Origin of the sequence: Actinoplanes utahensis (genome assembly GCF_016862455.1) — a bacterium.
GTDB classification, from domain to species: Bacteria; Actinomycetota; Actinomycetes; order Mycobacteriales; family Micromonosporaceae; genus Actinoplanes; species Actinoplanes utahensis.
Map to the genome: position 1 here is coordinate 17,217 of NZ_BOMZ01000120.1, position 11,334 is coordinate 28,550.

Sequence of the window (11,334 nt, forward strand, 5' to 3'; positions counted from 1 at the left end):
CGTTGCCCCGCCCGGCCGGCTCCATCCAGATCCGGACAATGCCATTCAAAGAGTTCGCTCGATGGCCCGCGAACGTTCACCTGAGGATCGGGCGGCACCCGGTTTGAATCGGTGATCGCCGATTCGATCTCCCGGCGCGGCCGCCCGCCGTCAGCCGGATCAGCGCAGGCCGTTGCGGATCAGGACGGTGATCAGCAGGTCGGGATCGTCGCTGATGATGCCGTCGGCGCCCAGGTCGATGACGCGCTGCATGATGGCCGCGTCGTTGACCGTGTAGGGCACCACCTTCAGGTGGTGGCGGTGGTGCAGGGTGGCCACGGCCGGGCCGTGGAAATAGGCGGGGTTCTGCCGCAGGTACCAGTCGGTGGACGGGACGAGCGGCTGCCCCGGGTCGTGGACCTGCCAGTTCGCGGAGACCGTGCTCGCGCCGGCGGCTCGGACCAGGGCGCCGACGTCGCGGAAACGCCACCAGTCGAGGCCGCCGGTCCACGGGCTCTTCACCGACGGGTCGCCGAACACCGCCCGCAGCGAGCACTCGTCGGCCAGGGTCGCGCACTCCTCCGGGCCGTACTGCCAGATCAGCGCGACCGTCTCGATCCGACGGTCGAGCGTGCGGGCGTAACGGATGGTGCGCCAGTCGAACGACTGCACGGTCACCCGGTCGACGAGACCGGCCCGCTGGATCGCCCGGACCAGGGTGCGGGTGAACACCGGATAGGGCGCGGTGTCCGCGGTCACCGGGCTGATCTTCGTCTCGATGTTCAGTGACACGTCGTCCCGGCCACTGCGCTTCACCAGGGCGAACACCTCGTCCAGCGTGGGAATCCGGGCACCGGGCACGGGCACCTGGTGCGGGGCGTCGGCCGGGACCTTCGAGCCGCAGTCGAGCGTCCTCAACTGGGCCAGAGTCAGATCGAAGACCTTCTTGCCGACGTACGGGAACGAAGGGTCCCCGGGACGCGCCGGCGCCGTGTCGGTGCAGTGTGAGCCGTTGACCGTCCGATCGTGCAGGACGACCAGGTGCCCGTCCCTGGTCACGCCGGTGTCCAGCTCCAGCGTGGAGATCGCTGGATTCGCCAGGGAGTGGGCGAAGGCGGGCAGCGTGTTCTCCGGCCGGGTGGCCCGGCCGCCGCGGTGCGCCTGGACGTCGAACGGTGCCTCGTACCCCCGAGGCAGTGTGCGCCCACGCTGGGCCAGGACCGACCGCAACCGGTCCGGATAGTCGGTGATCAGACCGTCGACGCCGTCGTCGATGAGCTTGTTCATCGTCGGCGTGTCGTTGATCGTCCACGGCACCACCCTGATCCCGTTGGCGTGCGCGTGCCGCACCATCGCGGCGGTCACGTACGGCCGGTACGCCGGATCGGTCACCGTGCCGTTCTGCGGGAACCCGTGCACCGGCGAGTACGTGCGAGCGCCGAAACTGCGGATCGCCCGGATAGGGTCGCCGCCGAAGTCGTCGATGTCCAGGCCGCCCAGCCACGGCGACGCGCCCGGCTGCCCGGTCTGCAGGAAGTCGTAGTTGGAGAGCGCCACCAGCGGCAGCCGCGGCTCGACCTGCCGCATCCGGATCAGCGCGCCCCAGTCGAAACTCTGGATCGTCACCTGCCGCAGCAGCCCCGCCTTGCGGATCTCGGCGGCGGTGACCTGCACGAACTGTTCCCGTGGGGCGGTCTCGGCCGGTGCCCCGGCTTCCACCTTGGTCTCCACGTTCAGCTTCACACCGTCCGCCCGATACCGTTTGACCAGGGCGAACACCTCACCGAGCAGCGGCATCCGGGCGCCCGGCACGGCGAGCTGGCCCGGCCGGTCGGGCAGGGTCTTCGAGCCGCAGTCCAGGGTGCGCACCTGCGCCAGGGTGAGCGTGTTGACGTACTTACCGACGTACGGGAACTCGGGGTCACCGGGTGTCACCGGCGCGGTGTCGGCACACTTGACGCCACTGACCCGCCGATCGTGGGTGACCACGGCCTGCCGGTCCTCGGTGATCTGCACGTCGAGTTCGAGCGTGGACACCCCCAGCCGGAGCGCGTTGCCGAACGACGCGAGCGTGTTCTCCACCCGCAGCCCCAGACCGCCGCGGTGCGCCTGCAGATCGAAACCCGCCCCCGGCTTGCCCGCCTCAGCGGCCGCCGGCGCCACCAGCGCGCCGGCCACCACGAGTGCCACCGCGCCCAGCCGTGTTCCCCGCACCGTGCCTCCCCTCACCGGCGGGCCGCTCCCGCCGCCGTTCGAGCCTGCGAGCCGCGGACAGCCTCCATTGAAGCGCGGGAATACGCGACGGTGAATCGACGGCGACGATCAGGGGAGCTTTCGGGCCGCGTACGAATGGATCCCGGTGGCCCGTCACTCCGGCAGCGTCGCGCTGTTCCGGCCGGCTCTCACTGCTTTCTCCGCGGCGCCTTCTCCACGCCGCTGTGTCCGCGACGCTTTCTCCACGCCGCTGTGTCTGCGGCGCTTTCTCCACGCCGCTGTGTCCGCGACGCTCTCTTCGCGCCGCTGTGTCTGCGGCGCCTTCTTCGCGCCGCTGTGTCCGCGACGCATTCTCCGCGCCGCGGACACAGGACCGACAACCAGCCGGGCACCGTCGGCCGGCCGCTGAAACCGGCGCGGGACGGCCGGCGTCGGAGAGGAATGGGCCGAGGAGCGCCTCGGTACGCCGTACCGATGATGGGGTTGATCGTCCCTGCGGCGTGGACCCGCCACCCCGGCCGCCGGTGGAGCCGGTGGGCGCGATCGTGGTGGTGGCCCGCGCGCAGGGACTGGCGACGGCCGTCGACCGGTGGACGCCGCCGGAGGTCACACTGTTCGGGGACGGGTCGGCGGTGCTGCGCGGACCGGTACGGGACGGCATGATGACCGGCCGGGTCCGCGACATCCCGGCGGACCGGATCCGGGAGCTGTACCGGATCGCGGATCGGGCCGGGCTGTTCCGCGGCCGGGTCCACGACCGCGGCGACATCGTGGACGCCGGGGCGCTCACCGTCCGGATCACCGACGACCACGGCAGCCACGAGACCGTGGTGGTGGGGCCGGAGGCACGCGAGGGCGGGATCCGCGGGCGGGTGCTGGCGTTCCCGGGTGCGGTGCGTGACAGCGGCGTGGACGGCGGGGATTACCTGCCGGAGCGGTACGCGGTGGTGGACCCCTCCGGTACGCGACCGTGCCGGGTGCTGGAGGGATCCTCACCGGCGGAGAACCAGGGCGCGGGCCTGGTGATCCGGCCTCTGCTGCCGAACGAACGGACGTGCGCGGATCTGTGAGCCTCCGGCCTCGCCGTCCTTTTCAGAATCTGACACGATGGGAGCTCAGGCCGGACCGGCGTGCGGGTCCTCGTCAAGGGGGCGGCGGACACGGGCGATGCGCCAGGCCAGATAGGCCGCGGCCAGTTGGGTGATCGCGGCGACGGCGGTCGGGTCGACCCCGGTGGTGGAGATCAGGAGGACCCCGACCACCAGAATCGCCACGAAGGAGGCCAATTCGGTGCGGTGGTACGGGTCGGGTGAGGAGGTGGGGCGCACGGTTCACTCCTGGATTCGGGCGGCATGCAGTGCCCTGAAGGGATTGTCCGCAGGGCTCTGAGCTGCTAACTTGATGGATCTAGTCACTTTCTGACGCTCTTGAAGTGTGGCAGATCCACGCTCACGCGAACAGGGTCGCTAATCGCACCATCCGCATGCGGGATCCGTGGGACCGGGAAGGTGGGGGAGTGCCGGAGTCCGACTTCCTGACCGAGTTGCGCGACCTCTTCCGGGCCGCCGGTAAGCCGTCCGCCCGCCGGATCAGCCAAGGGATCCGATCCCGCGACATGCCGGACACGGTCAGTCATGAAACAATCAACGCGCTGCTCAGAGGCTCGACGCTACCCCGCTGGTCCAAGGTGGAGTCGGTCATCCGCATACTCGCCGAGTGGGATGTGCGCCGACCAAATCCCGACACCGAGGTGCGACGCTTCTTCGACCTGTGGAATGAGGACGTGGCCGGTGTCCACTCCGTTGTTCCCAGTGTCGGCCCGGACACCCCCGCTGTTCCCTCGGCAGGTCTCCTCAGTTCGATGCCGCCCCGGAACGCCTACTTCACCGGCCGGACGGACCTCCTGGACGAGATGGAGCAGCTGATCTCCGCGAGGCCGTGGAGTCCTGTGGTGCTGCACGGGCTTGCCGGGATCGGTAAGACCAGCCTCGCCCGTGAGTACGCCCACCGGCACCGGGACCGCTACGGGGTGGTTTGGTGGATTCCGGCCGAACAGCCGTCGCAGGCCAGGGCCGCCCTGGCCGCTCTTGGCGAGCGTCTCGACCTGCCCACCGGCCGGGACATGCGGCAGACCGTCGCCGCGGTGTTGGGGCGCCTGGAGAGAGGGGGCCCTCGCTGGCTGCTGGTCTTCGACTCGGCGGGCAGTCCCGGAGGGATGGCCGAGTTGCTGCCGGCAGCCGGTGGCGACGTGCTGGTGACCACCCGGGACAGCGCGTGGTCGGAGCACGGCAGGGACCTGCACGTCGACGTCTTCCACCGCTCGGACAGCATCGCGTTCCTGCAACGCCGTGGCCAGTTCTCGTTCCACGACGCCGACCAGGTCGCGGATCGGCTCGGCGACCTGCCGCTGGCCCTGGAACAGGTGGCGGCGATGCAGGCGGCGACGGGATCGCCGGTCACCGAGCTGATGCGGCGGCTGGACGAGGGCGCCGTCGCATCGCCGCCCCCGGAGACCTCGTGGACCTATCCAGAACCGGTGGTGAGGGTCTTCCGCGATGCGCTCGCGCGGATTCGCGCCGATTCTCCGGCCGCCGCGCAACTGCTGGCTCTGCTCTCCTGCCTGAACCCGGAATCGGTGTCGCTGGTGCTGCTGCGCTCGGCGGATCCGGGTGTCATCGCCGCGCCGTTGAGCCGTACGCTCGCCAACGAGGACCAACTGGAGGCGGCGGTCCGGTTGTTGCGGGACTCCGGTCTGGTCACCGTCCTCGATCACGGGCAACGGATCTGGGTGCACCGCCTGGTCCAGCTGATCGTTCGCGATTCCCTTTCGGACCATGACCGGCAACAGGCGTACCACAACGCCCGTTGGTTGCTGGCCGGCGCCGATCCGGGAAACCCGGACGCTCCGATCAACTGGGAGATGCACGCCCAGATCGGCCCGCACCTCGCCGCCGCGGGACTCATCGAGGACCATGATCCCCGGGTCCGGCAAGTGGTCCTCGACCAGGCGCGGTACCTCTACGTGAGCGGTGACTTCGAGGCCAGCCGCCGGCTCAACGAGCAGGCCAGGGCGGCCTGGACGGATCCGTACGAGCGGGCGGACGACCAGGTCGCCACCGCCGTGGCACAACTCGGTGACGCGCTGGAGGCTCTCGGCCGCTACCGGGAAGCCGCCGACCTGGCCCTTTCCCTGCACCGGCAGTTCAAGGACTCACCGTCGAACAGCCGGATGGCGCAGCGCGCCGCCGGCCAGCTGGCACATCTGTGGCGGGTGCGGGGCCGGTACGCCGAGGCGCTGGCGCTGGAGCGGAAACGCGTGGAGACCGCTGAGCGTGACGGTGATTCCCCGATCGAGGCGCTGGGGGCCATGGCGGCGAGCGCACGAACACTCGGTGACTTCCACGGGGCGTCCGATACCGACCGGAGACTCGTGCAGCTGCTCACCGAGGAACAGGGTCCGGATGCTGAGCCGACCCTGTCGTACCGGTCGAATCTGGCCTGGGATCTGTACGGGCTGGGCCGTTACCGAGAGGCGCTCGACCTTGCGCGGGAGGTGCTTCCGCGGTTGAGGGTGCGGCTCGGGAACCGGCACCCGACGGCGCTGTTCGCCGGCCGTACCGTCGCGGTCTGTCTGCGGAAGCTCGGCGATGTGAACGAAGCGCTCCAGCAGAGCCAGGAGGTCTTCCGGAACTCCCGGAGCTACCTGGGCCCCGATCACCATCGCACGCTGGCGGCCGCGATGACCTATGCCAACGCGTTGCGTGCCGCCGCGACCGCCGGAGCGGGCGACCGGCCGCCGGATCTCAGCCTCGCGTTCAACGTCGCGCTGACGACGGTCAACGTGTACCGGCGGCAGTTCGGCGAACAGAACCCGCTCACCCTGGCCGCGGCGGTCGACCAGGCGGTGATCCTCCGCGCGATGGGGGAGCGGGCGCGGGCGCGCCGCACCGGGGAGTCCGCCTACCTGATGCTTCGTGAGCAGCTCGGTGACATGCATCCCTACACGTTCGCGGCGGCGGTGGGACTAGCGAACGACCGGGCGGCGGCCCGGGAGACCGCGGAAGCGGCCAGACTGCTCGACGACATGATCGCCTCCGCTGTCGAGGCCGGTTTCGCCGATCACCCGGACGTCCTGCTCGCCACGGTGAACCGGACCCTCGTCACCGATCCGGCGGACGAGCCCGCCCTGCTTCAGGCCCGCCGGGCGGCCGCGATCGGCGCCTTGCGTCAGCAACTCGGGGCAGAGCATCCGCAGGTGGCCGCGGCCGTCCACGGCGGACGTGCCGAGTGCGACATCGAACCTCACGTGTAGTCGGCGGGAGCCGCCGGCCCGGGCTTTCGAGAGAGCCCGGGCCGGCGGCCATCCGACCGCGTCACTCGCTGCGCAGGTTTCCGGCGGCGGTGAGCCGCCACAGGACCGGCAGGCCGGCCGCCGTGGTGCCGAGGACGACCAGGGCGGCGATGCCGGAGGTGGCGCCGATACCGAACCAGTCGACGGTCACCGGGGCTTCGACGGCCACCATCAGCAGCGACGCCAGGGCGGTGCCGACCGTGACGGCGAGCGCCATGCCGAGCAGGACCGGGATGGCGACCTGGTAGAGCACCGACGCGCCCAGGGTGCGGCGGCGGGTGCCGAAGGCGGCCAGCACCGCGAGGACCTTGCGGCGTTCGCGGAGTTGCTCGACCACGTTGACGACCATGCTGGCGCCGATCAGGACCAGTAGCGCGGCCGTGCCGGCCAGCAGGGCGTCGCGCATGCCGGCCAGGGCGTCGCGGACCGAGCTTCGGTCGTAGGAGTAGAGGTACGCCTGCGGGTCCAGTCGGGCGGCGGTGTTCCGCAGCCGTTCCAGGGCGTCCGGATCGTTTCCGTCGAGGGCGGTGTAGAAGCTGGTGCTGTCCGGCGCGACCGCGGCGCCCGCGAAGGCGGCGGGGGTGACCAGCAGCGTCTCGCCGGAGGCCGGCTCGTCGGTGGTGCCCGTGACGACCCGGGTGGCCGGCGGCGCCGTCCAGGCGACGCCCGCCTCGCCCAGCGCGTACCTCTTTCCGGCGGTGGCCCCGCCGAGCGCGAACACGTCGCCGTCGCGGCAGGCGCCGATCTCGGGGGAGAGCTGCTGGAGCACGTCGCAGTCGGCGATCCGCAACCGGGCCTGGTCGCCGGCCTGCACGATCCGCATGACCCGGTGCTCGCGGACGCCGGGGGTGGCGGCGAGCGCGGTGGCCCAGTCACGGTCCGGTAGTTCGGTCATCGGCATGACGACGGTGCCGTAGCGGACCGGGCCGGCGTCGCCGTCGCCGTCATACAGCGATTCGACGCCGGTCACGATGCCCTGCATGGCGATCACCCCGGCCACCGAGACGGCGATGCCGGACACCGCGCGGATGGCGGTGCCGCTGTCGGACTGGAGGCGCCGCACCGCCAGTTCCCACGCCGGGCTCCCGCCGCCGAGCCGGCGTACCGTCGCCTCGACCAGCCACGGCAGCAGCAGCGCTATGCCGATCAGCAGGAACGCCATGCCGACGACGACCTGGATCTCGTAGCCGGACGACGACTCGTCGATGCCCTGGTACAGCGGCCAGAGCAGGACCACGCCGATCACCGGCAGGATCAGCCGCCACCACAGCCGGCGGCGGATCGTGACGCTCATCCGGGTCACGCCGAGCGGTTCGACGACGACGCGGCGCATCGCCGAGAGGGTCACCGTGACCGCCACGGCCGGCACCACGATCACGATCACGGCCACCAGCAGCGGCACCGGGCGCATGTCGGACAGGTAGAAGCTGAGCCCGCCGGTGCCGTACCGGTTGGCCAGGACGATCCCGCCGGCCCAGAGCAGCGCGCCGATCAGCAGACCGAGGACGGCCCCGGTCAGCGTCTCCCCGGCGGCGATCCGGCGGGTCATCGCGGCGTCGGCGCCGACCAGGCGCAGGGCGGCGAGACGCCGGTCGCGGGCCTGGTCGCCGAAGCGGACGGCACTGGCCATGAACACCATCACCGGGATCAGCAGCACCACCATGCCGACCAGGGTGAGCAGTACGAAGATCGGTACCGTCTCGGGTTCGGCCACCGCCCCGGGGGGCCCGAACTCGCGGATGCGGACGGCGGTGTCCGGGGACAGTGTGTTCGTACCCAGATAGAGGAAGAGCTCCGCCGGGCCGGACAGGCCCTCGTCGCCGATGGTGCCGATCACCTCGGCGTCCCACCGCTCGCGCAGCAGCGCGGCGTCCGGTTGCGCCAGCAACCGGGCCAGCGCGGGCGAGACGACCATCTCGCCCGGTCCCGGGATCCGGGACACCCCGGGTGGGAGCGGTGGGCGGGAGCCTTCCGGTTGCAGCAGCTCACCGTCGATCGACTGGCCACGGTACGGGCTACCGAGGTGCGCCGTGAGCATGGTGTCGTCGCCGCGCGGCACCTCCGCCTGGTTGTCGATGGCGCGAGCGCCGGTGCGGACGTTGCTCGCGGACATCGCGGCCGGGACCGTCGCCGCGCCGAGCAGCACCGCGACCCCCAGCCCGACACCGATCGCGATCAGCGCGAGCCGCAGGATGCCGGAGCGGCCGCCGGCCACGCTCATCCGGGCCCCGAGGGCCAGCTCGAAGATCCAACTGCGCGGGCCGGTCACCGGATCAGCTCCCGCTCCCGCACCCGGCCGTCCCGCACGACCGCCTCCCGGTCGGAGTAGGCGGCCACCCGCGGCTCGTGGGTCACCAGCACCACCGCGGCGCCGGTCTCCTTGGCGGCCGCGATGAACAGCTTCATCACCAGCTCGCCGTTGAGCGAGTCCAGGGCGCCGGTCGGCTCGTCGGCGAAGATCACCGTCGGCTCGGTGACCAGCGCCCGCGCCACCGCCACCCGCTGGCCCTGACCACCGGAGGCCTGGCCCGGCCGTTTGCCCCCGACGTCGGCGACCTCCAGGCGCTCCAGCCAGTCGGCGGCGCGGCGGTGCGCGTCCCGGCGGGCGGCGCCGGCCAGCCGCAGCGGCAGGGCCACGTTCTCCAGGCAGGTCAGCTCGGGAACCAGCTGCCCGAACTGGAACACGAACCCGAACGTGCCGCGCCGCAACGCGCTGCGCTCGGTGTCGGACATCCGGGCCAGGTCGCGGTCGCCGTAGCGGACACTGCCCGACTCGGGCGTGAGGATGCCGGCGAGGCAGTGCAGCAGCGTCGACTTGCCGGAGCCGGAGGGGCCCATCAGGGCGAGGACCTCACCCGCGTAGACCGACAGGGAAGCGCCCTGCAGCGCTCGCGTCTCACCGAAGCCCAGGTGCAGGTCCTCGGCGGTCAGCACGGGCCGGGTGCCGCTCGACGGGGCGGTCACCGGCCGACCTTCTCGGCGAGGCGGTCCAGGCGGGCGGCGGTGAGCTCCAGCCAGCGCAGATCGGCTTCCAGGTGGAACAGGGCGTGGTCGCAGATCAGCTCGTCGGCCAGGTCGCCGTCGATCTTGCGGCGGGTCAGCTCGCGCATCAGCCGCAGGTGCTCGGAGCGCTGGGTGTCCAGGACCTCGGCGGCGTCCCGGCCGGTCATCAGCGCGAGCACCACCTTGGTGTACAGCGTGCTCTGCAGATAGGGCTCGGGTTTCTCGGGCTGGGTGAGCCAGGCGGCCATGTCGGTGATCCCGGCGTCGGTGATCGCATAGCGCTTGCGGTCGGGGCCGTCGCCGGGCTCCGACTCCACCTCGACCAGACCGTTCTTCAGCAGGCGCGCCATCGTCGCGTACACCTGGCCGTAGTGCAGCGCCCGGTCTCGTCCGAACGCCTCGTCGTAGGAGCGTTTCAGGTCGTAACCGTGGCGGGGACCGCCCTCGAGAAGCCCCAGCAGGGCGAAGCTGACTGACATGGCAGCCACTATACACACGATGTATAAACCCTATGTATATGCAGCCGGGCGGGATGACGGCAGGCTTTCCGGCATGATGGGCCGATGCGTTCCGTGCTCTTTCTCGCCCTCGCCCGCCTGGGTGTCTTCCTGGCCGTCTTCGCCGTGCTGACCGCGCTGCCGCTGGGGGTCGACATCTTCCTGCGGGCGCTGATCGCCATGCTGATCAGTCTGGTGCTGTCGGTCTTTCTGCTGCGCAGGGCCCGGCAGGAGGTCGGGGAGAAACTGGTCGACTCGATCGAGCGCCGCCGCGCCGGCAAGTGACAGCACGAAGGGGCGTCCCCGCAGTCGTCATGCGGGAACGCCCCTTCGTGCTGCCGGGGTCAGCGCTCGCGGGGGTCGAGCGCGTGGCTGCGGCTGCCGGCCTTCGCCAGGCCACGGCTGACCAGGTAGCCGATGGTCAGCAGCGTGATGTAGAACCAGGCCTTGTCGGCGGCGAAGTAGTCCGCGCCGTTGTTCGCGGCGCCGTCGCCGACGGTCTGCGAGGCGATCAGCACGCCGGCCACCGCCGCCAGGTAGACGAACAGTTCGGTGGTCTTCCACGAGGGTTTGGTCTCGGTGCCCACCGGGTGCGCGTGGTGCGCCTCGTGGTGACCGGTGAAGTGGGCGGTGCGGGTGCCGTCGACCGGAGCGGTGGTGGTCATGGGAAACTCCAAAGGGTGCGTCGTATCGGACTGTCCGAGTGGCCTGTCCGTTCTTGATTAGGGGTTTTCCCGTCCCGCGAGCGACGAAAACCCCACAGACGGCACGTGGCCCGCTTTCCGCGATTTTCGACCCGAAAGGGACAACCATGACGCGTCAGGTCGCCGTCTGCGGGCCCGCGGACTGCACCCGCACCGACGCCGCGAACGCGCACCGCGTCGGTGAACTGCTCGCCGAGCGCGGCGCCGTGGTCATCTGCGGCGGCGGAACCGGCGTGATGGCCGCCGTCGCGGCCGGAGCCCGCGCGAAAGGCGGCCTCGTCATCGGCATCCGGCCCGGCGACAGCGCCGCGGGAGCCTGCCCGGACCTGTCGGCGACGATCGTGACCAATATGGGCGAGGCGCGCAATGCGGTCATCGTCGCGAGCGCCGACGCCGTCATCAGCATCGGCGGCTCCTGGGGCACCCTCAGCGAGGTCGCCCTCGCCATGCGGCGCGGTGACATCCCGGTCGTCGCCCTCGGCGGCTGGCACGTCGTCGCCGCCGACGGAACCCCGGTCGGCGGCATCCACCACGCCGGGACGCCGGAGGAGGCCGTGGACCGGGCGCTCGCGTGAGCCGGCGTCAG

At 71.2% G+C, this 11,334-nt stretch carries 10 protein-coding genes; 4 read left to right on the forward strand and 6 right to left on the reverse strand.

Features of this window, described 5'->3' with window-relative positions:
* Positions 1–159: 159 nt before the first annotated feature.
* The gene (locus Aut01nite_RS41955) at positions 160–2,193 is read right to left on the reverse strand and encodes a glycerophosphodiester phosphodiesterase family protein (protein ID WP_083999678.1); all 2,034 of its coding nucleotides are present in this window, start codon (positions 2,191–2,193) and stop codon (positions 160–162) included.
* Between the two features lie 500 nt (positions 2,194–2,693).
* On the opposite strand from Aut01nite_RS41955, the gene Aut01nite_RS41960 reads away from it, so the two are divergent.
* Positions 2,694–3,263 (forward strand): hypothetical protein, encoded by a 570-nt coding sequence (locus tag Aut01nite_RS41960; RefSeq protein WP_043529987.1) that lies wholly within the window; start codon positions 2,694–2,696, stop codon positions 3,261–3,263.
* Between the two features lie 45 nt (positions 3,264–3,308).
* On the opposite strand, the gene Aut01nite_RS41965 is transcribed toward Aut01nite_RS41960, so the two are convergent.
* A complete protein-coding gene (locus Aut01nite_RS41965; RefSeq protein ID WP_043529989.1) occupies positions 3,309–3,521 on the reverse strand; it encodes a hypothetical protein in 213 nt (70 codons plus the stop codon).
* A 188-nt stretch (positions 3,522–3,709) separates the two neighbouring features.
* On the opposite strand from Aut01nite_RS41965, the gene fxsT reads away from it, so the two are divergent.
* Positions 3,710–6,505, forward strand: a complete 2,796-nt coding sequence (gene fxsT / locus Aut01nite_RS41970) for an FxSxx-COOH system tetratricopeptide repeat protein (protein ID WP_043529991.1) — start codon at positions 3,710–3,712, stop codon at positions 6,503–6,505.
* Between the two features lie 61 nt (positions 6,506–6,566).
* On the opposite strand, the gene Aut01nite_RS41975 is transcribed toward fxsT, so the two are convergent.
* From Aut01nite_RS41975 to Aut01nite_RS41985, 3 genes are read right to left on the reverse strand one after another with little or no spacing between them, the layout of a single operon-like run.
* A complete protein-coding gene (locus tag Aut01nite_RS41975; RefSeq protein ID WP_043529993.1) occupies positions 6,567–8,813 on the reverse strand; it encodes an ABC transporter permease in 2,247 nt (748 codons plus the stop codon).
* The gene (locus tag Aut01nite_RS41980) at positions 8,810–9,508 is read right to left on the reverse strand and encodes an ABC transporter ATP-binding protein (protein WP_043529995.1); all 699 of its coding nucleotides are present in this window, start codon (positions 9,506–9,508) and stop codon (positions 8,810–8,812) included. The genes Aut01nite_RS41975 and Aut01nite_RS41980 overlap by 4 nt, the downstream gene beginning before the upstream one ends.
* Positions 9,505–10,026 carry a PadR family transcriptional regulator gene (locus Aut01nite_RS41985; protein ID WP_043529997.1) on the reverse strand — a complete coding sequence of 174 codons (522 nt, stop codon included), beginning with the start codon at positions 10,024–10,026 and terminating at the stop codon, positions 9,505–9,507. The genes Aut01nite_RS41980 and Aut01nite_RS41985 overlap by 4 nt, the downstream gene beginning before the upstream one ends.
* Positions 10,027–10,110: 84 nt before the next feature.
* On the opposite strand from Aut01nite_RS41985, the gene Aut01nite_RS41990 reads away from it, so the two are divergent.
* Positions 10,111–10,329, forward strand: coding sequence for a DUF4229 domain-containing protein (locus Aut01nite_RS41990; RefSeq protein WP_043530039.1), 219 nt, complete (start codon positions 10,111–10,113; stop codon positions 10,327–10,329).
* Between the two features lie 59 nt (positions 10,330–10,388).
* Here the strand turns inward: Aut01nite_RS41990 and Aut01nite_RS41995 are convergent, their stop codons facing one another.
* Entirely contained in the window at positions 10,389–10,709 is a 321-nt protein-coding gene (locus Aut01nite_RS41995) for a hypothetical protein (RefSeq protein ID WP_043529998.1), read from the reverse strand.
* 146 nt (positions 10,710–10,855) lie between these two features.
* On the opposite strand from Aut01nite_RS41995, the gene Aut01nite_RS42000 reads away from it, so the two are divergent.
* The gene (locus Aut01nite_RS42000) at positions 10,856–11,323 is read left to right on the forward strand and encodes a TIGR00725 family protein (protein WP_083999680.1); all 468 of its coding nucleotides are present in this window, start codon (positions 10,856–10,858) and stop codon (positions 11,321–11,323) included.
* The last annotated feature ends 11 nt before the right edge of the window (positions 11,324–11,334 follow it).